This window comes from Blochmannia endosymbiont of Camponotus modoc, from assembly GCF_023585785.1.
Lineage (GTDB): Bacteria > Pseudomonadota > Gammaproteobacteria > Enterobacterales > Enterobacteriaceae > Blochmanniella.
The window spans coordinates 330536-352539 of sequence record NZ_CP097765.1; the positions used below are offsets into that span (position 1 = coordinate 330536).

Annotated in this window: 31 protein-coding genes and 4 tRNA genes; 3 read left to right on the top strand and 32 right to left on the bottom strand. The window is 31.0% G+C overall.

Going from position 1 to position 22004, the window contains the following annotated elements; all coding sequences use genetic code 11:
- Positions 1 to 27: 27 nt before the first annotated feature.
- From rpmJ to M9396_RS01505, 28 genes are all read right to left on the bottom strand, one after another.
- Positions 28 to 144, bottom strand: a complete 117-nt coding sequence (rpmJ, locus tag M9396_RS01370; protein ID WP_250242145.1) for a 50S ribosomal protein L36 — start codon at positions 142 to 144, stop codon at positions 28 to 30.
- A gap of 36 nt (positions 145 to 180) precedes the next feature.
- Complete coding sequence (gene secY, locus M9396_RS01375; RefSeq protein ID WP_250242413.1) at positions 181 to 1515, bottom strand: preprotein translocase subunit SecY; 1335 nt, start codon at positions 1513 to 1515, stop codon at positions 181 to 183.
- Between the two features lie 13 nt (positions 1516 to 1528).
- Positions 1529 to 1963: a 50S ribosomal protein L15 gene (gene rplO, locus M9396_RS01380; RefSeq protein ID WP_250242143.1), complete on the bottom strand. Its 435-nt coding sequence runs from the start codon at positions 1961 to 1963 to the stop codon at positions 1529 to 1531.
- Between the two features lie 28 nt (positions 1964 to 1991).
- Positions 1992 to 2156, bottom strand: a complete 165-nt coding sequence (locus M9396_RS01385; RefSeq protein ID WP_250256828.1) for an uL30 family ribosomal protein — start codon at positions 2154 to 2156, stop codon at positions 1992 to 1994.
- A complete protein-coding gene (gene rpsE / locus M9396_RS01390; RefSeq protein ID WP_250242141.1) occupies positions 2140 to 2664 on the bottom strand; it encodes a 30S ribosomal protein S5 in 525 nt (174 codons plus the stop codon). The genes M9396_RS01385 and rpsE overlap by 17 nt, the downstream gene beginning before the upstream one ends.
- A gap of 15 nt (positions 2665 to 2679) precedes the next feature.
- On the bottom strand, positions 2680 to 3033 hold the full coding sequence (gene rplR / locus M9396_RS01395) for a 50S ribosomal protein L18 (protein WP_250242139.1): 354 nt from the start codon (positions 3031 to 3033) through the stop codon (positions 2680 to 2682).
- Between the two features lie 31 nt (positions 3034 to 3064).
- Positions 3065 to 3631, bottom strand: a complete 567-nt coding sequence (rplF, locus tag M9396_RS01400; protein ID WP_250256829.1) for a 50S ribosomal protein L6 — start codon at positions 3629 to 3631, stop codon at positions 3065 to 3067.
- The gene (gene rpsH, locus M9396_RS01405) at positions 3621 to 4016 is read right to left on the bottom strand and encodes a 30S ribosomal protein S8 (RefSeq protein WP_250242135.1); all 396 of its coding nucleotides are present in this window, start codon (positions 4014 to 4016) and stop codon (positions 3621 to 3623) included. The genes rplF and rpsH overlap by 11 nt, the downstream gene beginning before the upstream one ends.
- A gap of 31 nt (positions 4017 to 4047) precedes the next feature.
- The gene (gene rpsN / locus M9396_RS01410; RefSeq protein WP_011282752.1) at positions 4048 to 4353 is read right to left on the bottom strand and encodes a 30S ribosomal protein S14; all 306 of its coding nucleotides are present in this window, start codon (positions 4351 to 4353) and stop codon (positions 4048 to 4050) included.
- Positions 4354 to 4385: 32 nt separating this feature from the next.
- Positions 4386 to 4925 (bottom strand): 50S ribosomal protein L5, encoded by a 540-nt coding sequence (gene rplE / locus M9396_RS01415; RefSeq protein ID WP_250256830.1) that lies wholly within the window; start codon positions 4923 to 4925, stop codon positions 4386 to 4388.
- A gap of 12 nt (positions 4926 to 4937) precedes the next feature.
- The gene (rplX, locus tag M9396_RS01420) at positions 4938 to 5258 is read right to left on the bottom strand and encodes a 50S ribosomal protein L24 (protein ID WP_250242129.1); all 321 of its coding nucleotides are present in this window, start codon (positions 5256 to 5258) and stop codon (positions 4938 to 4940) included.
- Between the two features lie 15 nt (positions 5259 to 5273).
- Entirely contained in the window at positions 5274 to 5645 is a 372-nt protein-coding gene (gene rplN / locus M9396_RS01425) for a 50S ribosomal protein L14 (protein WP_250242126.1), read from the bottom strand.
- 118 nt (positions 5646 to 5763) lie between these two features.
- Positions 5764 to 6018 (bottom strand): 30S ribosomal protein S17, encoded by a 255-nt coding sequence (gene rpsQ, locus M9396_RS01430; RefSeq protein ID WP_250242123.1) that lies wholly within the window; start codon positions 6016 to 6018, stop codon positions 5764 to 5766.
- A 14-nt stretch (positions 6019 to 6032) separates the two neighbouring features.
- Positions 6033 to 6245 carry a 50S ribosomal protein L29 gene (gene rpmC, locus M9396_RS01435; protein WP_250256831.1) on the bottom strand — a complete coding sequence of 71 codons (213 nt, stop codon included), beginning with the start codon at positions 6243 to 6245 and terminating at the stop codon, positions 6033 to 6035.
- On the bottom strand, positions 6245 to 6649 hold the full coding sequence (rplP, locus tag M9396_RS01440; RefSeq protein WP_250242411.1) for a 50S ribosomal protein L16: 405 nt from the start codon (positions 6647 to 6649) through the stop codon (positions 6245 to 6247). Before rplP ends, rpmC begins: the two co-directional genes overlap by 1 nt.
- 11 nt (positions 6650 to 6660) lie before the next feature.
- Positions 6661 to 7368: a 30S ribosomal protein S3 gene (rpsC, locus tag M9396_RS01445; RefSeq protein ID WP_250242116.1), complete on the bottom strand. Its 708-nt coding sequence runs from the start codon at positions 7366 to 7368 to the stop codon at positions 6661 to 6663.
- Between the two features lie 33 nt (positions 7369 to 7401).
- A complete protein-coding gene (gene rplV, locus M9396_RS01450) occupies positions 7402 to 7731 on the bottom strand; it encodes a 50S ribosomal protein L22 (protein WP_250242114.1) in 330 nt (109 codons plus the stop codon).
- Between the two features lie 50 nt (positions 7732 to 7781).
- Positions 7782 to 8063: a 30S ribosomal protein S19 gene (rpsS, locus tag M9396_RS01455; RefSeq protein WP_011282743.1), complete on the bottom strand. Its 282-nt coding sequence runs from the start codon at positions 8061 to 8063 to the stop codon at positions 7782 to 7784.
- 26 nt (positions 8064 to 8089) lie between these two features.
- Positions 8090 to 8917 (bottom strand): 50S ribosomal protein L2, encoded by an 828-nt coding sequence (rplB, locus tag M9396_RS01460; protein ID WP_250242112.1) that lies wholly within the window; start codon positions 8915 to 8917, stop codon positions 8090 to 8092.
- 23 nt (positions 8918 to 8940) lie between these two features.
- The gene (rplW, locus tag M9396_RS01465; protein WP_250256833.1) at positions 8941 to 9243 is read right to left on the bottom strand and encodes a 50S ribosomal protein L23; all 303 of its coding nucleotides are present in this window, start codon (positions 9241 to 9243) and stop codon (positions 8941 to 8943) included.
- Positions 9240 to 9872: a 50S ribosomal protein L4 gene (gene rplD / locus M9396_RS01470; RefSeq protein WP_250242108.1), complete on the bottom strand. Its 633-nt coding sequence runs from the start codon at positions 9870 to 9872 to the stop codon at positions 9240 to 9242. Before rplD ends, rplW begins: the two co-directional genes overlap by 4 nt.
- Positions 9873 to 10526, bottom strand: a complete 654-nt coding sequence (gene rplC / locus M9396_RS01475) for a 50S ribosomal protein L3 (RefSeq protein WP_250242106.1) — start codon at positions 10524 to 10526, stop codon at positions 9873 to 9875.
- A 109-nt stretch (positions 10527 to 10635) separates the two neighbouring features.
- A complete protein-coding gene (rpsJ, locus tag M9396_RS01480; RefSeq protein ID WP_011282738.1) occupies positions 10636 to 10947 on the bottom strand; it encodes a 30S ribosomal protein S10 in 312 nt (103 codons plus the stop codon).
- 317 nt (positions 10948 to 11264) lie between these two features.
- Positions 11265 to 11735, bottom strand: coding sequence for a bacterioferritin (gene bfr, locus M9396_RS01485; RefSeq protein WP_250256835.1), 471 nt, complete (start codon positions 11733 to 11735; stop codon positions 11265 to 11267).
- Positions 11736 to 11883: 148 nt separating this feature from the next.
- Positions 11884 to 11959, bottom strand: a tRNA-Thr gene (locus M9396_RS01490).
- 21 nt (positions 11960 to 11980) lie between these two features.
- A tRNA-Gly gene (locus M9396_RS01495) sits at positions 11981 to 12052 on the bottom strand.
- A 76-nt stretch (positions 12053 to 12128) separates the two neighbouring features.
- A tRNA-Tyr gene (locus tag M9396_RS01500) sits at positions 12129 to 12210 on the bottom strand.
- 13 nt (positions 12211 to 12223) lie between these two features.
- Positions 12224 to 12296, bottom strand: a tRNA-Thr gene (locus M9396_RS01505).
- 271 nt (positions 12297 to 12567) lie between these two features.
- Here M9396_RS01505 and coaA point away from each other — a divergent pair.
- The gene (coaA, locus tag M9396_RS01510) at positions 12568 to 13509 is read left to right on the top strand and encodes a type I pantothenate kinase (protein ID WP_250256836.1); all 942 of its coding nucleotides are present in this window, start codon (positions 12568 to 12570) and stop codon (positions 13507 to 13509) included.
- 201 nt (positions 13510 to 13710) lie between these two features.
- On the opposite strand, the gene M9396_RS01515 is transcribed toward coaA, so the two are convergent.
- From M9396_RS01515 to rluD, 4 genes are all read right to left on the bottom strand, one after another.
- Positions 13711 to 14526 (bottom strand): biotin--[acetyl-CoA-carboxylase] ligase, encoded by an 816-nt coding sequence (locus M9396_RS01515; RefSeq protein ID WP_250242097.1) that lies wholly within the window; start codon positions 14524 to 14526, stop codon positions 13711 to 13713.
- A 159-nt stretch (positions 14527 to 14685) separates the two neighbouring features.
- Positions 14686 to 15720 (bottom strand): UDP-N-acetylmuramate dehydrogenase, encoded by a 1035-nt coding sequence (gene murB / locus M9396_RS01520; RefSeq protein ID WP_250256838.1) that lies wholly within the window; start codon positions 15718 to 15720, stop codon positions 14686 to 14688.
- 332 nt (positions 15721 to 16052) lie between these two features.
- Positions 16053 to 18629 (bottom strand): ATP-dependent chaperone ClpB, encoded by a 2577-nt coding sequence (gene clpB / locus M9396_RS01525; protein ID WP_250256879.1) that lies wholly within the window; start codon positions 18627 to 18629, stop codon positions 16053 to 16055.
- A 285-nt stretch (positions 18630 to 18914) separates the two neighbouring features.
- Complete coding sequence (rluD, locus tag M9396_RS01530; RefSeq protein WP_250256839.1) at positions 18915 to 19892, bottom strand: 23S rRNA pseudouridine(1911/1915/1917) synthase RluD; 978 nt, start codon at positions 19890 to 19892, stop codon at positions 18915 to 18917.
- Between the two features lie 177 nt (positions 19893 to 20069).
- Between rluD and bamD the strand changes: the two genes are divergently transcribed.
- Positions 20070 to 20762 carry an outer membrane protein assembly factor BamD gene (gene bamD, locus M9396_RS01535; RefSeq protein WP_250242088.1) on the top strand — a complete coding sequence of 231 codons (693 nt, stop codon included), beginning with the start codon at positions 20070 to 20072 and terminating at the stop codon, positions 20760 to 20762.
- Between the two features lie 238 nt (positions 20763 to 21000).
- A complete protein-coding gene (locus M9396_RS01540; RefSeq protein WP_250256841.1) occupies positions 21001 to 21897 on the top strand; it encodes a prephenate dehydratase domain-containing protein in 897 nt (298 codons plus the stop codon).
- Positions 21898 to 22004: the final 107 nt, after the last annotated feature.

The window sequence follows — 22004 nt, forward strand, 5'->3', positions numbered from 1 at the left end:
AGTTAATTATTCTATACTGAATAACCATTATCCTTGTCGTTGTTTATGCTTTGGATCCACGCGACAAACTACACGAATAACGTTATGTCTCTTCACAATTTCACAATAACGACATAATTTTTTCACTGACGTACGTACTTTCATAATGTTTCCTATAATCATATGTATATGATTTATTGATCAATGATTAAAATGTTTCAGGTTTGCTTTTTTAAGCACAGATTCATATTGACTAGACATCATTAAAGTTTGTATTTGGGCCATAAAATCCATAATTACCACAACTACAATAAGTAAAGATGTTCCTCCAAAATAGAAAGGAACTTTCATAGCAATTCTCATAAACTCTGGTACTAAACAAATAAATGTAACATACATTGCACCAATGAAAGTCAAACGAATCATAATTTTATTAATATATTTTGCAGTTTGTTCTCCCGGTCTAATTCCAGGAACAAATGCTCCCGATTTTTTTAAATTTTCAGCTGTTTCACGGGGATTAAAAACTAAAGATGTGTAAAAAAAACAAAAAAACATAATAGCTGCCGCATAAAGTAAGATGTATAATGGTTGACCTGGTTGTAGATATAAAGAAATAATAGTTAACCATTGCCAATTAGTACTACTTCCGAACCAAGAAATTACAGTACCCGGGAACAAGATGACACTAGAAGCAAAAATAGCAGGAATGACACCAGCCATATTTACTTTAAGTGGTAAATGTGTACTTTGAGCAGCATAAACACGACGGCCTTGTTGACGTTGAGCATAATGTACTAAAATACGACGTTGTCCCCGTTCCATAAATACAACGAAAAAAGTAACACTCAATACCAAGCAAATAATTAAAATTAATATAAAAAAATGTAACTCATCTTGTCTCACTTGTTCTATGGTATGCCCTATAGCCAGTGGTAATCCAGCAATTATCCCTGAGAAAATAATAATTGAAACACCATTTCCTATACCTCTGCTAGTGATTTGATCACCTAGCCACATTAGAAAAACAGTACCACAAACAAGACTAATAATTGCTATACAATAAAAGGAAAATCCTGGATTAATCACTAATCCCGATACATTAGGCAAACTAGTGACAATGCCTACTGATTGTAGTATTCCAAGTATTAAAGTTCCATAACGAATATACTGGTTAATTACTCTCCTACCACTTTCTCCTTCTTTTTTAATTTCTATTAAAGTAGGGTGTACCGTAGTTAATAGCTGAACAATAATTGAAGCTGAAATATATGGCATAATCCCTAAACTAAAGATAGAAGCACGACTTAAAGAGCCTCCAGAAAACATATTAAACATTTCGATAATAGTACCGTGTTGTTGTTCAATAATTTGTGCCAAAACAATCAAATCTACTCCTGGAATTGGAATAAATGATCCCATGCGAAAAATGATTAAAGCGCCAATTACAAACATAATTCTACGTTTCAAGTCGCCTAACCCGCCTTTGATACTTTGAAAAGTAGATCTAGACTGTTGTTTATTAGTAACTGTCATCATTTTAGTTCAATTACTCCTCTATTTGACCGCCTATAGATTGAATTGCAGTACGCGCCCCTTTACTAACGCGTAATTTACGTATCGTAACAGGACGTTTAATTTCTCCAGACATTATAATTTTAACAAACTTAATTTTTCGTCTAATAATATTATAGGTTTTTAAAACATTTAAATCTATTACTTTGTCTGAAATACAAGATAAATCAGATAACCTAATTTCTTGGGTCACCGTAGCCTTGCGAGATGTAAACCCAAACTTTGGTAATCTACGATATAAAGGAGTCTGTCCTCCCTCAAATCCAAGACGCACCTTACCTCCAGAACGAGATTTTTGTCCTTTATGTCCACGACCCCCTGTTTTACCTAATCCAGATCCTATTCCTCTACCTACTCGTTTACTTAAATGTTTAGCTCCTCTGGACGGAGAAATAGTATTAAGATACATGATTTACTACTCCATTTTGATCGCATACTTAATTTAAGTTAATCATACCACGGATGGCAGGTGCATCAATTATTTCAACAGTATTTTTGATATGGCGCAATCCCTGCTCAACCCACCATACAAAGTTCTTATGTTTGGGGTATAAATTTTCTGATAAAGCTCTAATCTGAATAAGATTAATAATGTTTAACATAATTATAATAACCTAAAATTTCTCTAATAGATTTACCTCGTTTTTCTGCAATCATTTCAGGAGATTTCATGCTTTGTAACGCATTTATAGTCGCACGCACTATATTAATAGGATTTGTAGATCCATAAGCCTTTGCTAATACATTATGTATTCCAACCACTTCTAGTATAGCACGCATTGTAGTACCAGCAATAATTCCAGTTCCTTCAGCAGCAGGTTGCATATAAATACGAGAACCTGTGTATACTCCCTTAACTGCGTGTTGTAAAGTGCCTTTGTATAAGGAAATAATTACCATGTTACGACGAGCTTTTTCCATTGACTTTTGAATTGCTGACGGAACTTCACGAGCTTTACCGTAACCAAATCCTACCCGACCATTTACATCTCCTACCACAGTTAGAGCTGTAAAACTAAATACACGACCACCTTTAACCGTTTTGGATACTCGATTTACTGTAATTAATTTTTCTTGCAATTCACCAGGCTGTTTATCAGTATATTTCATATTATTTACCTTGTTTTAAAAAATTAACCCAGTTTTCCTAGCGCAATCAGCCAACATTTTCACTCTACCATGATATTTAAATCCAGAACGATCGAAAGATACATTTATAATACCTTTTTTTATTGCCCGTTCCGCAATAATTTTTCCTACTATAGCTGCAGCTTTTTTATTACTGGTTGTTGTTAATTGATTAGAAATTAATTTTTCCGCAGTAGAAGCTGCAACTAAGACGTTAGAATTATCTTTTGCAATTATTTGTGCATAAATATGCCGACAAGTTCGATGTATCACTAATCTTATAGCATCTAATTTATACAACTTTTTTCGTGTTCTCGTAGCTCTTTTGATACGAGCATCTTTTTTATTCATGTTACATGATTCTCTATATAATTGATAATAATTATTTTTTCTTAGTATCTTTGTTATGCACTATTTCATCGATATAACGAATACCTTTTCCTTTAAAAGGTTCAGGAGGACGAAGTGCTCTCAGGTCTGCAGCAACTTGACCGATAAGTTGCTTATTCATCCCTGTTAAAATAATTTCGGTTTGACTTGGACACGTTGCTGTGATTTCAGTAGGTAATATATAGTCAATGGAATGAGATAAACCTATGATTAGGTTGATGATATTATCTTGAATAGATACACGATAACCTATTCCTACTAGTTGCAGTGTCTTAGTGAACCCTGTTGTAACTCCAGTAATCATTCCATTAATTAATGCACAGGTTGTTCCTATCAAAGCTTTATTTTTGATATCAAAATTATTGCTATAGATCATCAGTTTTGATGTATCATGCAATTGTACATCAACCGATTTGTGTAATATACGAGTTAATGCACCAAGCGTACCTGTAATAGAAATGCTATGGTTTGCTACTATTATATCTATAGTTATTGTTTTAGGAATAGAAATTATCGTTTTACATATATGGTGCGGAAATATCTTGGTATTAAGACACATAACATATAATCTCCCCACCAACATTAAGCTGACGAGCTCTATTATCTGTGATTACACCTTTAGAAGTAGAAATTATAACAATACCCATACCAGACATTACCTGAGGTAGTTCCTTTCTCTTTTTATAGATACGTAATCCAGGTCGACTAATACGTTTTATGATATCTATGACGGGTTTTCTTTTTTGATAATATTTTAAAAATACTTCTAAAGTTGGTTTGATGCTGTCTTTAATATTATATTTCTGTATAAATCCTTCTTCTACTAATACATGAACAATTGCTACTTTCATTGCAGAAGATGGAGTGCAAACTTTATCTTTTTTAGAAATTTGCCCGTTACGTATAGTAGTTAACATATCCGCGATTGAATCTTGCATACTCATTATAGCTCCAAGCAGTAAAATATTGTTACAATTACCAACTAGCTTTCCTTAAACCAGGTATTTCGCCGCGCATAGCAGCTTCGCGTACCTTCATACGGCTCAATCCAAATTTTCTTAAAAACGCGTGAGGACGTCCAGTATGGCGGCAACGATTACGTCGTCTAGATGGGCTAGAATCACGTGGTAAAGTCTGTAATTTTAAAACCGCATTCCAACGTTCCTCATTAGGAATGCGTTGATCAATAATAATTTTTTTTAGAGAAATACGTTGTGTATAATATTTATTAACTAATTTTAAACGCTTTATTTCGCGTGCCTTTATAGATTCCTTGGTCATAATTAACGCTCCTTTTATTTGAAGTAATACGATTATTTTCTAAATGGAAATCGAAATGCAGTTAGTAAAGCATACGCTTCATTATCAGAAATGGAGCTAGTAGTAATAGTAATATCCATTCCTCGCATATCATCCACGGTATCATAATCAATTTCTGGAAAGATAATTTGCTCGCGGATTCCAATACTATAATTACCATGCCCATCAAAAGATTTAACAGATAACCCGCGAAAATCACGAATACGAGGCATGGCAATAAAAATAAATCTTTCCAGAAATTCCCACATACGCGAACCTCGTAAAGTTACCTTACAGCCAATTGGTTGACCTTGACGAATTTTGAAACTAGAGATAGATTTTCGTGCTGTAGTGATTACTGGTTTTTGTCCTGAAATTACCATTAAATCTTCTACTGCTTTTTCCAAAAGCTTTTTATTAGTAACAGATTTACCTACTCCCATATTAATAGTAATTTTTTTAATTTTAGGCACTTGCATAATAGATCGATAATTAAATTTATGCATTAAATTTTGTATTATATTATTTTTATAATAATCATATAATTTAGTCATATATTATTCCAATCATTTAACTATATCCCTATTAGACTTAAATATACGTATTTTTTTACCATTTTGTATTGTAAAACCTACACGATCTGCTTTATTTAAAGTAGGGTTAAATATCGCAATATTAGATAAATCAAGGGATGCTTCTTTTTCAATAATGCCTCCTGGTTGATTTTTATTAGGGATAGGCTTTTGATGTTTTTTTACTAAATTTATTCCTGTTACTATAGCCCTGCCTTTATCATAAAAAACACACTTTACTTTCCCCTTTTTTCCTTTATCCTTTCCACTTAATACAATAACTTCATCGTTACGTTTAATTTTAGCTGCTGCCATATATAATACTCTCCATCAAAGTACCTCGGGGGCTAAAGAAATAATCTTCATAAATTTTTCGTTGCGTAATTCGCGAGTTACTGGACCAAAAATACGAGTACCTATAGGTTGGATGTTGGTGTCATTTAATAATACACAAGCATTATTATCAAATCTAATAATAGATCCATCTAGACGACGTACACCTTTTTTCGTACGTACTACAACAGCTTTTAATACATCGCCCTTTTTCACTTTAGCGCGTGGTACTGCTTCTTTAATAGCAACTTTAATAACGTCCCCTATATTAGCATAACGACGACCAGAGCCACCTAGCACTTTAATGCACATTGCATATCGTGCGCCAGAATTATCGGCAACATTTAAAATAGTGCGTTCTTGAATCACACAATTACTCCATAGTAATGATTGAATTTAAATTTTTAAAAGATATACACGTTCATATATTTTGATTTACTAGTGCTAATTAAATAGTTTATCACTAATTCATATGATTATTATCTTTTTAAAAATTAGATTTTTTGATAATAGAAGTTAATATCCAAGATTTTTTTTTAGAAATAGGACGGCATTCTTGTACTTCAACAAGATCTCCAACATTAGTCTCGTTATTAGGATCATGTACATGCAGTTTAGTGGTACGTTTAATAAATTTTTCATATGTTGAATGCTTAATTAATCTCTCTATAGAAACAACAACAGATTTATTCATTTTTTTGTTACATACACGACCTAGTAGGATACGAATCCTATCACTCATGGAATATTCTCCTTTTATACTTTTTTATTATTAGATAAATAATTTTTAATAGATGCTATATTGCGACGTACTTTTTTTAATAAATGCAATTGTTTTAATTGACCTGATTTTGCTTGTATACGTAAATTAAAATACTCACGTAATACCTTTACTAACTCTGATTGAAGCGATACTGTAGTAATAGTGTCATTTTTTTTTTGATTTAATAATTTGATGATGTTATTCATTATCTTCCTATTAAAATGGTTTTAACGGGTAATTTTGATGCGCCTAATTTAAAAGCATTATACGCTAGTTCTTTTGGTACTCCATTTATTTCATATAATATTTTTCCTGGTTGTATTAATGCTACCCAATATTCTACATTACCTTTTCCTTTCCCCATGCGTACTTCGAGAGGTTTTTTAGTAATAGGTTTGTCTGGAAACACACGAATCCAGATTTTTCCTTGACGTTTTATAGCACGGCTTATGGCGCGTCGTGCTGCTTCAATTTGACAAGATTTTAATCGCCCGCGGCTAGTAGCTTTTAAAGCAAATTGCCCAAAACTGATATTGTCGTTTACTTTTGTTCCCCGGTTACGCCCTTTATGCATTTTACGAAATTTTGTGCGCTTTGGTTGCAGAAGCATCATATTATCCTTTATATGCGAGTTTTATGTTTTTTCTTGCTAGAATTACTAATCGTTTGATCTGATGAATATCCTGTATTCAGCAACACATCTCCTAAAATTTCCCCTTTAAAAACCCATACCTTAATCCCGATTATACCATACGTAGTACGTGCTTCTGAAAGACTATAATCAATATCGGCACGTAAAGTATGTAATGGAACTCGTCCCTCTCTGTACCATTCAGTACGAGCAATCTCAGCTCCGCTTAGTCTCCCACTTACTTCTACTTTAATCCCTTTAGCTCCTAAACGCATAGCGTTTTGTACCACACGTTTCATTGCCCTCCTAAATACTACTCTACGTTCTAATTGGGATGCGATATTATCAGCTAACAGCTTGGCATCTAATTCTGGTTTACGAACTTCAGCAATATTGAGTTGCGTTGGAACACCAGAAATGCGTGCTATGTTTTTACGTAATTTTTCAATATCCTCCCCCTTTTTTCCAATTATAAGACCAGGTCTAGCTGTATAAACAGTTACTCTTATGCTCTTAGCAGGACGCTCAATAATTATACGGGATACTAAAGCTTTTGAAAGTTTTTGCATCAAAAACTGACGTACTTTAAAATCATTCCCTAAATTGTCAGAAAAATCTTTGTTATTTGCGTACCAGGTAGAATGCCACGTCTTGGTAATACCCAAACGCACACCATTCGGATGTACCTTTTGACCCATTTTTAAATGCTCCGTCCGTTTAAATATAATTTTTTAATTAGACACTACTATAGTAAGATGACTTGTTCGTTTCATAATTTTATCTGATCGCCCTTTAGCACGCGGCATAATTCTTTTAATAATAGGACCGTTATCGACAAAAACTTTAATAATTTTTAAATTATTAATATCTGAACTGTCGTTATGTTCCGCATTAGCAATAGCAGATTCTAAGGTCTTTTTTACTAATTTGGCAGATTTTTTGTTGGTATACTTTAAGATATCAAGCGCCTGAGATACTTTTTTTCCTCGTACTGTATTAACTACTAAACGAAGTTTTTGAGCAGAAGAACGAATATAACGGCATCTAGCAATTGTTTCCATACCAAAATACCCTCTATAGCACATCTTATTTTAAGATCATAATCATACCTTTAATAATGTTTTTTTATTTTCTTATCAACTGAATGACCACGATACGTACGAGTTGGAGCAAATTCACCTAATTTATGCCCAACCATTTCATCTGATATGAATATGGGTATATGTTGACGTCCGTTATGCACTGCTACAGTTAAACCAATCATTCTTGGAAATATTGTTGATCGTCGTGACCAAGTCCTAATAGGTTTTTTATCACCTGTTTCTATTGCTTTTTCCACTTTTTTTAGAAGATGCAAGTCAATAAATGGCCCTTTCTTAATAGAACGCGACATATACTGTATTCCTAATCCTTCAAATTTTATTTATTACGATGAGACAATATAAACTTATTAGTACGTTTATTACTACGGGTTTTTTTTCCTTTGGTTTGTATTCCCCAAGGAGACACGGGATGTTTTCCAAAATTTTTTCCTTCTCCACCTCCGTGAGGATGATCAATCGGATTCATAGCTGTTCCACGTACAGTAGGACGATTTCCACGCCATCTATTGGCTCCAGCTTTACCTAACATACGTAACATATGTTCAGAATTACCAACTTCTCCTACGGTTGCTCGGCACTCACAGCGAATCTTTCGTATTTCACCAGACCGCAAACGAAGTATCATATACTCCCCATCACGAGCTACAATTTGTATATAAGATCCTGCAGACCGGGCTAATTGCCCACCTTTTCCTGGTTTCATTTCTACATTATGAATAGTAGATCCTATTGGAATATTACTCATAGGCAAAGCATTGCCTGGTTTTATTGGAACATTTACTCCAGAACTTATAAAATCTCCTATTTTTACATCTTTTGGAGCTAAAATATAACGATACTCCCCATCTCTATATGAAAGCAATGCTATATTTGCTGAACGATTTGGATCATATTCTAAGCGTTTGATTACAGCAGAAATCCCATCCTTATTACGCTTAAAATCAATGATTCTATAACGTTTTTTATGCCCCCCTCCTATATGTCGCACAGTAATACGACCATAATTATTACGTCCTCCTGATCTATTATTAATTTTATTGGATAATAATGAAGAAAAAGGATTCCCTTTATATAAATCATGGTTCACTAGCTTAGTTACATGTCGTCTACCCGGGGAGGTTGGATTGCACTTAATAATAGGCATCTCTTTTGATCTTCCGTATTTATTTATTCTACTGTATTGATAAAATCAATTTTTTGTCCTTTTTCTAAAACAACATATGCTTTTTTCCAGTTGCTACAGCGACCAATTTTGTTAGCCTTTCTTTTAGATTTTCCTGCTACTATTATAGTGTTTATAGTATTTACTTTCACAGAAAATAACATATTGATAGCATTTTTAATATCTGTTTTAGTTGCATATTTTGCTACTTTAAAAGAAAAAGCATTATGGCGTTCCAATGTAATGGACGTTTTTTCAGAAACGTGTACAGATCTCAGTATTTTTAATAAACGTTCTTGATAAATCATACTAATTGTTTCTCAATTTTCTTAATCGCGCTATCAGCAATTAAAGTAACGTTAAAATTTATTAAACTTACTGGATCTATATGCGTTGCGGTACGCACCTCTATTTTATGAACGTTACGTGATGCTAAAAGCAAATTTTTATCCAAAAAATCGGTAAAAATCAATATACTTTTTTTTGAAGTTATTGTTCTTAATTTTTCTAATAATAATTTAGTTTTTGGTTCTTTTATAAACAAATTTCTTACTAAAAATAAACGATTATCGCAAACTAATTTAGATAAAATGCTTCTTATTGCCCCTCTGTACATTTTTTTATTTATTTTTTGGGCATATAGTTTAGGTTTAGCCGCAAAGGTTACTCCGCCAGAACGCCAAATAGGACTTTTTACCGATCCAGAACGCGCGCGACCGGTACCTTTTTGACGCCACGGTTTTTTATTAGAACCCGAAACTTCTGATCGACTCTTTTGAGATCGAGTACCTTGACGAGAATTAGTTAAGTAAGTAGAAATTACTTGATGTATTAATGCCTGATTAAAAGGACATTTAAAAATTTCATCAGATACAAAAAATTTCTCTGAATCTAGAATACTGACTTCTGCTGTAAAATCCCTGACTTCTAATTCCATTTATATTTTCTCTCTAATATTTATTTTAACAGATTTTTTAATAGATAAATTACCACCAATTATTCCAGGAACAGCACCTTTAACTAACAATAAATTAAGTTTTACATCAACATTAACAACATCTAAATTTTGTACCGTAACTTTATAATTTCCTAATTGCCCTGCCATTTTTTTACCCTTAAATACTCTACCAGGAGTTTGATTTTGACCGATAGATCCAGGAGCTCTGTGTGACAGTGAATTACCATGACTTGCATCTTGCATATGAAAATTCCAACGTTTTATTGTACCTGCAAAACCTTTACCTTTCGAAATTCCTGTAATGTCAACTTTTTTAACATTTGTAAAAATCTGTATAGTGATAATATCTCCTAATGATAGCTGTGGCATCCCTTTTTCTTCACAACGAAACTCCCATACACCACGACCAGCATCAACGCCTGACTTTATCATATGCCCTGTTTCTGGTCTATTAATATGTTTAAAGTTTTTAATACCAGTAGTTACTTGAACTGCGCAATACCCATCGTTTTCAATATTTTTTATTTGCGTCACACGATGCGGTGTTATTCTGATCATAGTTACAGGGATAGATACTCCATCTTTATCAAACAAACGAGTCATACCCAATTTTTGACCAATTAGACCTTGCATGATTGTGGATATAACCCCTCTATTACTTTTAGTACAAAAGTATTATTTGTATTTTACACATAATACACCAATGAATGCTGAATGCCTATTACGATGCATCTTCTATACGCTAACCGAGACTAATTTGTACATCTACTCCTGCCGCTAAATCTAAACGCATTAAAGCATCTACCGTTTTATCAGTAGGTTCAACAATATCAATCAAACGTTTGTGAGTTCGTATTTCATACTGATCCCGCGCGTCTTTATTTACATGTGGAGAAATTAAAACAGTGAATCGTTCTTTTCTAGTAGGCAAGGGAATAGGGCCGCGTACTTGAGCGCCAGTACGTTTAGCAGTTTCTACAATTTCTACGGTCGACTTATCTATTAACCGGTGATCAAATGCTTTCAAACGAATGCGGATCCTTTGATTTTGCATAGCTAAATATAGATCCCAAAAATTAGTTATTCATAAACAACTCTACACAAACCCTTTTTCATGTTTCACCCGAAATCTTTAAACGAACATCTAAAACATCTTCGTATCACATATCCAAAATGTAAAACTGTCTTTATTCCTATCGAACATACCAATTAATTTTTTTATTATTTTCTGCAATAAAACATCACATCAACTTAGTGTACCAGTAAACAAATAAAAAACAAGGTTAATCAGAATAAAATTCAAAATATTACTAGAAAATTTTAATATTAAAAATATTATAAACAATTTATGTCATTTTGATAAGTATGAAATTATTTTTTCAACTGTGATTGTATATAATTATGCATACCAATTTTTATCATGAGATTTAGCTCTGTTTCTAAAAAATCAATGTGTTTTTCTTCATCTTTAAGAATTTGTATCATTATATCCCTAGATACATAATCTTGTATTGAACCAGCGTATTTGATGCCTTTGCGTAAATTTTCAATACTATGAAATTCTAAACTAAGATCAGCACGTAAAATATCTTCAATATTTTTTTTAATGTTTAATGGATCAAATTTCCTTAAGGTGGGCATACTTTCTAAAAATAAAATACGTTTTGCATAAAGATCCGCATGATCTAACTCATCTACGCATTCTTGATATTCTATCTTGTTAAGGCGTTCTAATCCCCAGTTTTTAAAAATTTTAGAATGTAAAAAGTATTGGTTTACAGCAACCAATTCATCGCTCAACAAATTATTAAGATGGGCAATAATGTGATCATCTCCTTTCATAATATCTCCTTAGATGTATATCCACATACATTGTATTGTTTAATTTTGAATTATGAATTAAATATTTAAAAAAAAAATCATAACTAGTATCGTTACTGACTATACCTATCTTCTTATTCTTAATAAAAAGAAGTTATATGATGGACGTTGGTGCTGATAAGCAGATTCGAACTGCTGACCTCACCCTTACCAAGGGTGTGCTCTACCTTCTGAGCTATATCAGCATAATTCAGTTATGTTATATAAGCGGACAGTGGGAATTGAACCCACATCATCAACTTGGAAGGTTGAGGTAATAACCATTATACGATGCCCACTATTACATAATAAAAAAATCTGTATTCTTGATATTACAAGAATATATTTGTATTTGTTGTTTATGTATAATCAAAATGATGGGGGAAGGATTTGAACCTTCGAAGTCTACGACGACAGATTTACAGTCTGCTCCCTTTAGCCACTCGGGAACCCCATCAAAATATTGTAGATGCCGGTAAAAGGATTCGAACCTTTGATCTACTGATTACAAATCAGTTGCTCTTCCTATTGAGCTACACCGGCATCATTTTTAATGTCATTAAAAATAAAATTTGATTCTGTTTTTAGAAACACACGTTTTGAACAAACTTCATTAAACTATTGTATTTGAGATAATAAAATTATTCAAAACATTTGTAAAAAATAAATCTATTTTAATAAAACTAAAATTATTAGTTATTTCGTGAGCTTTCATTATAATACATAATTATAATTAAATATTTTATTTTGATCAAGTATTTACATGAAATTTCATTCTATAAGATAAGCATTTATCTATGATAATAGAAATAATATGCTACATGTTTCGTCTGTTCCATTTTTAACTTTCAATCGCAAGGAATGGTCATCTCTTCGAGAGGAGATACCATCAACATTATCTCCAAGAGAAATCCTAAATGTAAGAGGAATCAATGATAATCTTTCTATGAATGAAGTAATAGAAATTTATTTACCATTATCTAGATTACTTAATCTATATATTTGTTCACATATAAAACGACAAAATATTTTAGAGCAATTTTTAAGTATTCAAAGCCAACATATACCATATATTATTGGTATCGTTGGTGGTGTTGCTGCGGGGAAAAGCACTACAGCTAGAGTTTTACAAGCACTGCTTAGTAGATGGACTGAACACCGTGTGGTGGAATTAGTAACAACCGATGGATTTTTGTATTCTAATAAAATATTAAAAAAACGACATTTAATGAAAAAAAAAGGTTTTCCGCAATCTTATGATATGACTAGTTTAATAAATTTTGTTTCCAAAGTTAAATCTGGAGTTCAATCAATAACAATTCCTGTATATTCTCACATAATATATGACATTATTCCTAATGCTCAACAGGTAATTTATAAACCAGATGTTCTTATTTTGGAAGGATTAAACGTTTTACAAACTAATCAGGATTATCATTATAATTTACCTTGTGTTTTTGTATCTGATTTTATTGACTTTTCTATTTATGTTGATGCTCCAGAATATTTACTGCAAGAATGGTATATCGATAGATTTTTGAAATTTTGTTACACTACTTTTTCCTATCCTAATTCTTATTTTTATCGTTATACTCAATTATCTAAAAAAAATATAATCTCTATTGCTTCGCAATTATGGACTAAAATAAATAGACTGAATTTGCAAGAAAATATTTTACCTACTCGGGAACGCGCAAATTTAATTTTAAGAAAAGACGTGAATCATATAATAAACAATGTTCAACTAAGAAAATAACAACGATTATAAAAATAATAATTTTTACTCTTTATAGTTATCATGAGTATCCATTTTTTATTACTGAAACATTTGGACTTAATCATATTGTATTACAATAACTATGGGATTTATATTAATCAAACGATTATTGTTATAGTTAATATTGTATAGATTCAAAAGTATTTTAATATTAAAATATTTTGAATAAAAATTATATTTTTAAGATGCATAAACAGAAATATTATTTCCCGAGTAATAACATACTGAACTTGTTTGATCCACTATTAAGGCTCCATGTATATTTATTCCAAGAGCTGTGCCGCATATTGTACGATCCCCAACTAATAATGTGACTGGTTTATTATATAAGCAATCAAAAACTTTCCAATATGTAATAAATGGAGTAAACCCAAAAAGCATAAAATCCTTTAATTTTTTACGTAATACATTAATAAGCGTGGCGACTAAAATATTGCGATCAATCATGATGCCAATATCCGTTAAATTAATCCAATTTTTACCAATTTTAGTATTTAATGTTGCATGCGTGCGTATAGACAAATTAATACCAATACCTATTATTATATGAGTAATATTATCAGTTCTTGTTATAATTTCGATTAAAATTCCCGCTAATTTTCGTCCATGAATGTACAAATCATTAGGCCATTTAATTTTAATCTGGGACACGCCTAAATTCTTTAATATTTTTGCCACAACAATACTTATCATTAAACTAAATTCAATCATCGTTGGAGGAATCTTATTCAATTTCCAATAAATAGATAAGCAAATACCTTCTCCAACAGGCGCCACCCAAATTTTATCGCGTCTTCCTCTTCCTTGTGTTTGGTGTTCTGTAACACAAGCATCACCCGATTTTATATATGGAATGTTGTCTATTATATATTGGTTGGTTGAATTAACTCTATTTAACACAATTACCCTGCCTTCGGGTAATTGTGTTAAAATCTTAGATTCGTTTAAGAAAGGATGAAATACGGGAAAACCACAATTTTCATTATACCTTAACAAGGTTTTCAAATCTCCAAAAAAAAAATAAATTGATATTTATAGTTAATTCCATTAAATTCTACTACGCGAATGCATTTTTAATTCTATTTAAAGACAAAAATTACTAGAAATATATCTAATTTCAAATTTTTTAAATAAAATACATATATCAATGATTTACTACATGAATAATTTTTTTGGATTTATTTCTCCATAATTACCAATTAATCTAACTTCAGGTTGTAAATAAATATTAAATTTATCTGCAACCTTATTATATATGTAAAGAGCTAATGCTGCAATTTCAGTACCAGTAGCTATTTTTTTTCTATTAATTAATACTAATGCCTGTTTAGGATATATTGCTGCTTCCCCAAAAACATAACCTTTTAGTTGACAATGTTCTATTAACCATCCTGCTGATAATTTTATTCTACCATCTTTTTGATAATAATAAGGCATATTTGGATAAATTTGAAATAAGCAGCGTGCTGTTTTAATATCTATTATTGGATTTTTGAAAAAACTACCAGCATTTCCTACTAAAACAGGATCTGGTAATTTTTTATGTCTAATTATGTAAATAAAGTTAAAAACTTGACGGGGTGTAATACGAAATTTGTCTAAATGAGCTAATTCATGATAATCTAATATAGGTTTCCACCTTTTACGTAATCTTAATCCTACAGACACAATAGCATATTTCTCCAAACAATTTCTAAAAATACTATCTCTATATTTGAAATTGCATTCAGAACAAGTGAAACGAATTTTTTTTCCACTACATAAGTCTATAGCATCTACGTACTCACATATTTGAGATAACTCAACTCCGTAAGCCCCAATATTTTGAATTGGAGCAGCCCCTACATACCCTGGAATACATGCTAAATTTTCTAGCCCCGGTATGTTTTTTTTGATAGTATGAACTACTAATTCGTCCCATTTTTCTCCAGCTCCAACATGTAGTTGCCATTCCGTTTTATTCTCTGTAATAAAAATGCCCTTTATCCTATTTAATAATATTGTTCCAGAATAGTTTTCTAAAAATAAAATATTACTACCGCCTCCTAAAATAAGAACAGGTTTTCCTTTGCTATAAGCTTTCCTCCAAAACTTTAACAATGTATGTTCATGATGTGCTGTTACTATACTTTTAGAAAATGCGTTAACTGAAAAGGTATTTAATGATTTTAATTGAAAACGACGCTCCATACATTTATTTATTTTAAACAAAGATATTAAATATATTATTTTTTATAATAATTATTGAATTTTATTCACACATCGATCCATAATTCCAATGATACATAGAATATAATTGTATTATTTTAATTTTTGAGTTGCTATATAATCTTAGTTCTTATCTTTTTATGATTATAAAATAATTATTTAATTTATAGTTTGCAACATAAATTATAAATAAAGATATATACTATCTTATACGAAAACATGAAAAAACATTATATATCAATAAATAATGTAGTTGCTTTATTAAAATTATTTAAAATTTCTTAAATAATTTCATGTTAGAAATTTTTAAAATTTCATTGGATAAAGATAATTGTATTATTTACGACATCTAAAGTAATTTTTTTACCTGGCAGCAATTGCCCAGATATTATCTTTTGAGATAATGAATTTTCAATGTGTTGTTGTATAGCGCGTTTTAATGGGCGTGCACCGTATACCGGATCAAATCCAATTTTTGATAAAAATACTAAGACTGCGTTAGTAATATTAGTATTCGGATATCCTTTTTCTTCTAAGCGATCACATAAGTGCTGTAGTTGAATACTAGCAATTTTCATAAGATGTTCAGTGCTAAGCGGATGAAACACTACTATTTCATCTACCCTATTAACAAATTCTGGACGAAAATGTTGATTAACTATGTTTAATACTGTAACTTTAACTTCTTGATAATCTACAATGCCAAAATTTTTTTGAATGAAATCTGACCCCAAATTGGATGTCATAATGATGACAGTGTTATTAAAATGTACCGTACGTCCATGCCCATCTGTTAAGCGTCCATCGTCTAAGACCTGTAATAATACATTAAAAATTTCTGAATGCGCTTTTTCTATTTCATCTAACAAAATAATAGAATATGGTCTACGACGTATTGATTCAGTCAAATATCCCCCTGATTCATACCCAATATAACCAGGAGGAGCTCCTAACAATTTTGATACAGAATGTTTTTCCATAAATTCAGACATATCAATACGCACCATTGCATTATTGGTATTGAAAAGAAAGATAGACAATGCCTTACACAATTCAGTTTTTCCTACTCCAGTAGGCCCCAAAAACATAAATGAACCAATTGGACGTTTAAGATCTGATAATCCAGAACGACTCCGACGAATAGCATGAGATATTGCCTTTACTGCTTCGTGTTGCCCAACAACTAATTGATGCAAAGCATGTTCCATATCTAATAATTTATCTTTTTCACTTGCTAACATGCGAGACACAGGAATACCAGTCCAACGAGATAATACTGCGGCAATTTCTATATCAGTAACACAATTTCGTAAAAGACGTATTTTTTTATTATTAGATTGCAAGATTGTAGATAATTTTTTTTCTAATTCTGGAATCTTCCCATATTGTAATTCAGACATACGAGCTAAATCACCAATACGGCGTGCTTGGTCAATAGCAATTTTTGCTTGTTCTAAATCAGATTTAATACTTTGAGTGTTAGATAAAGAAACTTTTTCTTTTTTCCATTCTTTTTCAAGATTAATATAATCTTGTTCTTTCTGAATTAATTCAGTAGTTAAGAGATTTAATCTTTTCATGCTAGCATCATCTGATTCTTTTTTTAATGCTTGTTGTTCTAATTTCAATTGTATAATACGCCGTTCTAATCTATCTAATTCTTCTGGTTTAGAATCTATTTGTATGCGAATGCTAGAAGCAGCTTCATCAATCAAATCAATGGCTTTATCAGGTAACTGACGATCAGAAATATATCGATGTGACAAAATTGCAGCAGCCACTATTGCTGGATCAGTAATATGAACATTGTGATGTAATTCATAACGTTCTTTTAACCCACGAAGAATAGCTATAGTATCTTCAACGCTAGGCTCAGAAACGAATATTTTTTGAAAACGTCTTTCTAAAGCTGCATCTTTTTCAATATATTTACTATATTCATCAAGTGTAGTTGCTCCTACGCAATGTAACTCACCTCTAGCTAGTCTTGGTTTCAGCATATTACTTGCATCCATTGCTCCATCAGTTTTACCCGCTCCAACCATAGTATGTAATTCATCAATGAATAAAATGATATTACTATCTTCTTTAGATACATCATTTAATACGCTTTTTAAACGCTCTTCAAACTCTCCTCTATACTTTGTTCCCGCTAATAGTCCTCCCATATCTAAAGCTAATATGCGACTATGTTTCAGCCCTTCCGGAACTTCACCATTAATAATACGTTGCGCTAATCCTTCCACAATAGCAGTCTTTCCTACTCCAGGTTGTCCGATAAGAACAGGATTATTTTTGGTACGTCTCTGTAACACCTGAATAGTACGACGAATTTCTTCATCTCGACCAATAACAGGATCAAGATTACCTTGTTCTGCAAATTTAGTTATATCTACAGTAAATTTTTGCAACGATTGACGTTGAGATTCTGCTTGTTGATTATCAACTGAGTGATTATCGCGTATATAGTTTGTTGATTTTTTTATATTTTCTGGAGATACCCCAGATTTTTTTAATAAATTATTTAATGTTCCATGAGATTCAATGGCTGCTAAAACGAACATTTCTGATGCAATAAAAGTATCATTGCGTTTTTGTGCTAATTTATCACATAAATTTAATATTCTAATTAAATCATGAGAACATTGAATATCTCCACCAATACCTTCTACCTTTGGCATACGATCGCATGTCTCTTCAACTAATATAGTGAACTGAGACATATTAAATCCAGCACGCTCCAGTATTTGATATACTGATCCATTTTTTTCTTTTAAGAAAGCGAGCATCACATGAATGGGTTCAACAAACTGATTATCTTTTCTAAGTGCTATAGATTGAGCATCAGAAATAGCTAATTGAAAGTCATGAGTAAAACGATCCAACCGCATAATATTCATTTTCCTCTTGTAATGATATAAAAACAACTAAATACCTGTAGTCGAATATATATCTATTGATATGGCGATTAAGTACTTAAAATTCAAGCATCTAAACTATTGGAATAAAAGTATATTTTTATTCGCCTAAAAATCAATACAACCATAAATTTGTAAATATATATATTTCATTACAGTGAGCTTATGATGTAATTTTCACGTGAAAAATTATAAGTTCGTGACTATATTCAGTAACGATTGTACACAAAAAATCCCCCATCATCAGCATAAATAATGCTATTTAACATGTCTTTCATTTTTTCTTAATATATTTATTAATTTTATAATATCCTTCGGTAAAGGTACATCCCATTTCATTTTTATTCTAGTAATAGGATGACATAATTGCAATGTAGTTGCGTGTAATGCTTGGCGATTTAAAACATGTAAACAGTCATTGACTGCATCAGATACACCTTTAATGAAATAAGTTGATTTTCCGTATTTATGATCTCCTAACAATGGATGATTAATGTAAGCCATATGTACACGAATTTGATGAGTTCTTCCAGTTTCAAGACGTACACGAATTCTAGTGTACATACTAAATGATTCTGTGATAGAATAATGGGTTATGGCCGGTTTTCCCATAGGATTAACTGTCATGCGAGTACGATGAACAGCATGTCTTCGAATGGGTTGATTGATTGTCCCTTCATTATGTAAAAAATTCCCGAGAACTACCGCGTCATATTCCCTAATAATTTTTCTTTTTTTGAACAATCGTAACAAACTATGATATGCAATCATGTTTTTAGCGACGACCATTAAACCAGTAGTATCCTTATCTAACCGTTGAACAATACCTGATTGAAATACTTCTGTAATAGCTGGATATTTATATAACAAAGCATTTAGTATAGTACCTGAATGGTTGCCGGCGCCAGGATGAACTACCATATTTTTTGCTTTATTTATTACTACAATATCATCGTCTTCATATACAATATCAAGAGGGATATCTTGAGGAACTATACTATTATTATCGATATTAACAATATCTTTTATTTCAACGAATTCACCGCCCATCATTTTTTTTTTAGGTATAATAACCGTTTGATTATTAACATTTACTTTTTTAGAAAGGATCCAACATTTTATTTTAGAACGTGAATAATTTGGCAATAATTCAGAAAGAACACAATCTAATCGTTTTCCAGATTGAGATGCCTGCACAATCATAGGTTTTATAATATAAGATTCAGGTGTTATCATATTGATATGCGGTTGAATACTAAATTCAACCAAACTGTTGTATGGGTACATTCATTTAAATAAACGTACATGCATATTGTTTTCTAATGTTTATGTACTACTAGGGAGTATTAATTAAAAAGTTTTATGAAACGTATTCAATACTATATAACGACAATATTAATTATTAGTATCATTATGATTTCTTATACCTCTGCTTCTGTTAACATTTTAAATGATGCTACTTATAATCTTTACAAATCCGCTCAAAACAAATTATATAACGCTGATTATAAAGAAGCTACACAGGATTTGATAAATTTACTAAATTTATATTTATTAGACCCTTGTCCGCAACAAATTTATTTAGACTTAATTTATGCTTATTACAAATTAAACGATTTAAAATCCGCAAATAATTATATAAAACATTTTTTTAAATTATACCCTAATCATAAACATTTTGATTATGTATTATACATGCATGGCGTAATCAACATGTGCTTAGATGAAGATAATAAAAAATTAATAAAACATTTAAATATAAATTGGTTTGATCGTAATCCCATGTATGCATGCATAGCATTCCATACCTTTGTAAAACTTATACGCCAATATCCAGATAGTCAATATTCTGTAGATGCTTACAAACGTTTAATTTTTTTAAAAAATAGAATAGCTGAATATGAACTTTCTATTGTGAAATTTTATTCTAAAAAACATGCTTATATATCAGTAATAGCTCGTGCAAAAAAAATGTTATATCACTTTCCAGATACTCAAGCAACCCGTAAAGCACTGTATTATATGCAGCAAGCATATCAAAATATACATTTGCCAGATCAAGCTAACAAAGTAGCAAAAATCATTGCTGCTAATCCAGTATATTAAATATATACTTTTATAAGTATAATATCTATATCTATATCTATTTTTGTAGATACCATATGATTGATACAATGTTTAAAATATGTATTAATTAAATTAATAATATAATATAAATAAGGAATATGATATTCATTTATATAAATAAATATCAATTTATAATGATACTGCTGATACTACGGCAACCGCAATTATCTAAAAATATTAGATTTGAATATTAAATATTACGGTAATAATTTTTGTTATGATTTACAAATCTATAGTGCATATAGCATTTTTGGGTCCTAAGGGATCATATTCTCACATTGCCGCTATGCAATATGCTAGTAGCCGTCATTTTAATCAAATAGTAGAGCATAGCTGTCGAAGATTTGATGATATTTTTAATTTAGTAGAATGTGATCATGCAGAATATGGTGTAGTTCCCATTGAAAATTCTAATTCTGGATTAATTGATGAAGTAGGTGATTTATTACTAAAAACCCGATTGTTGTTAGTAGATGAAATTACTATTCCTATAAAACATTGTATTTTAGTTAATAATCATACTAATATAAATCAAATTCAAATTATATACAGTCATCCTCAACCCGTTCAACAATGCAGTGAATTTTTAAAACATTTCTCGGCATGGAAAATTGTATTCTGTGAAAGTAGCGCAGTTGCCATGGAAACAGTATCTAAATTAAATCAATCTAATTTAGGAGCTTTAGGCAATAAGCAAGGAGGCCAATTTTATGGATTGCATTCACTATTAACATATAATCTTTCTAATTCTCATAAAAATACAACCAGATTTATTGTTTTAAAAAATACAAATATTGCAGTTTTTAATCATTCTATAGCCACAAAAACCATTCTTATTATCTCTATTAAAGGGCAATCAGAGAAATTATGCGAAATATTAAAAGTATTACAATTTTACAATACTAAAATAACTTATTTAAGACCACGTCTTTTATCATACGAAAGACTGAGAAACATAGTGATTATTGAAATGATGGCACACATAAATAATGTATACATACAACATATTCTTATAGAATTACAAAAAATTGCCTATTCATTAAAAATATTAGGTTGTTATCAAGTGACGCCGCCTACTGATGTAATTTTCCATTATCATGGAAAATTGTTATAATTATATGTTATATAACTATATTATTTGAAAGATAAATACAAAAAATAATAGATATGTAATCGTATAATGCCATTTCAAAAATATTAAAAAACAAATACACACATTAG

What these genes read in the sequence shown, in the direction of transcription:
- rpmJ (WP_250242145.1), bottom strand. Translation starts at nt 144, where the DNA reads ATGAAAGTACGTACGTCAGTGAAAAAATTATGTCGTTATTGTGAAATT.
- secY (WP_250242413.1), bottom strand. Translation starts at nt 1,515, where the DNA reads ATGACAGTTACTAATAAACAACAGTCTAGATCTACTTTTCAAAGTATC.
- rplO (WP_250242143.1), bottom strand. Translation starts at nt 1,963, where the DNA reads ATGTATCTTAATACTATTTCTCCGTCCAGAGGAGCTAAACATTTAAGT.
- M9396_RS01385 (WP_250256828.1), bottom strand. Translation starts at nt 2,156, where the DNA reads ATGTTAAACATTATTAATCTTATTCAGATTAGAGCTTTATCAGAAAAT.
- rpsE (WP_250242141.1), bottom strand. Translation starts at nt 2,664, where the DNA reads ATGAAATATACTGATAAACAGCCTGGTGAATTGCAAGAAAAATTAATT.
- rplR (WP_250242139.1), bottom strand. Translation starts at nt 3,033, where the DNA reads ATGAATAAAAAAGATGCTCGTATCAAAAGAGCTACGAGAACACGAAAA.
- rplF (WP_250256829.1), bottom strand. Translation starts at nt 3,631, where the DNA reads ATGTGTCTTAATACCAAGATATTTCCGCACCATATATGTAAAACGATA.
- rpsH (WP_250242135.1), bottom strand. Translation starts at nt 4,016, where the DNA reads ATGAGTATGCAAGATTCAATCGCGGATATGTTAACTACTATACGTAAC.
- rpsN (WP_011282752.1), bottom strand. Translation starts at nt 4,353, where the DNA reads ATGACCAAGGAATCTATAAAGGCACGCGAAATAAAGCGTTTAAAATTA.
- rplE (WP_250256830.1), bottom strand. Translation starts at nt 4,925, where the DNA reads ATGACTAAATTATATGATTATTATAAAAATAATATAATACAAAATTTA.
- rplX (WP_250242129.1), bottom strand. Translation starts at nt 5,258, where the DNA reads ATGGCAGCAGCTAAAATTAAACGTAACGATGAAGTTATTGTATTAAGT.
- rpsQ (WP_250242123.1), bottom strand. Translation starts at nt 6,018, where the DNA reads ATGAGTGATAGGATTCGTATCCTACTAGGTCGTGTATGTAACAAAAAA.
- rpmC (WP_250256831.1), bottom strand. Translation starts at nt 6,245, where the DNA reads ATGAATAACATCATCAAATTATTAAATCAAAAAAAAAATGACACTATT.
- rplP (WP_250242411.1), bottom strand. Translation starts at nt 6,649, where the DNA reads ATGCTTCTGCAACCAAAGCGCACAAAATTTCGTAAAATGCATAAAGGG.
- rpsC (WP_250242116.1), bottom strand. Translation starts at nt 7,368, where the DNA reads ATGGGTCAAAAGGTACATCCGAATGGTGTGCGTTTGGGTATTACCAAG.
- rplV (WP_250242114.1), bottom strand. Translation starts at nt 7,731, where the DNA reads ATGGAAACAATTGCTAGATGCCGTTATATTCGTTCTTCTGCTCAAAAA.
- rpsS (WP_011282743.1), bottom strand. Translation starts at nt 8,063, where the DNA reads ATGTCGCGTTCTATTAAGAAAGGGCCATTTATTGACTTGCATCTTCTA.
- rplB (WP_250242112.1), bottom strand. Translation starts at nt 8,917, where the DNA reads ATGCCTATTATTAAGTGCAATCCAACCTCCCCGGGTAGACGACATGTA.
- rplW (WP_250256833.1), bottom strand. Translation starts at nt 9,243, where the DNA reads ATGATTTATCAAGAACGTTTATTAAAAATACTGAGATCTGTACACGTT.
- rplD (WP_250242108.1), bottom strand. Translation starts at nt 9,872, where the DNA reads ATGGAATTAGAAGTCAGGGATTTTACAGCAGAAGTCAGTATTCTAGAT.
- rplC (WP_250242106.1), bottom strand. Translation starts at nt 10,526, where the DNA reads ATGCAAGGTCTAATTGGTCAAAAATTGGGTATGACTCGTTTGTTTGAT.
- rpsJ (WP_011282738.1), bottom strand. Translation starts at nt 10,947, where the DNA reads ATGCAAAATCAAAGGATCCGCATTCGTTTGAAAGCATTTGATCACCGG.
- bfr (WP_250256835.1), bottom strand. Translation starts at nt 11,735, where the DNA reads ATGAAAGGAGATGATCACATTATTGCCCATCTTAATAATTTGTTGAGC.
- coaA (WP_250256836.1), top strand. Translation starts at nt 12,568, where the DNA reads ATGCTACATGTTTCGTCTGTTCCATTTTTAACTTTCAATCGCAAGGAA.
- murB (WP_250256838.1), bottom strand. Translation starts at nt 15,720, where the DNA reads ATGGAGCGTCGTTTTCAATTAAAATCATTAAATACCTTTTCAGTTAAC.
- clpB (WP_250256879.1), bottom strand. Translation starts at nt 18,629, where the DNA reads ATGCGGTTGGATCGTTTTACTCATGACTTTCAATTAGCTATTTCTGAT.
- rluD (WP_250256839.1), bottom strand. Translation starts at nt 19,892, where the DNA reads ATGATAACACCTGAATCTTATATTATAAAACCTATGATTGTGCAGGCA.
- bamD (WP_250242088.1), top strand. Translation starts at nt 20,070, where the DNA reads ATGATTTCTTATACCTCTGCTTCTGTTAACATTTTAAATGATGCTACT.
- M9396_RS01540 (WP_250256841.1), top strand. Translation starts at nt 21,001, where the DNA reads ATGATTTACAAATCTATAGTGCATATAGCATTTTTGGGTCCTAAGGGA.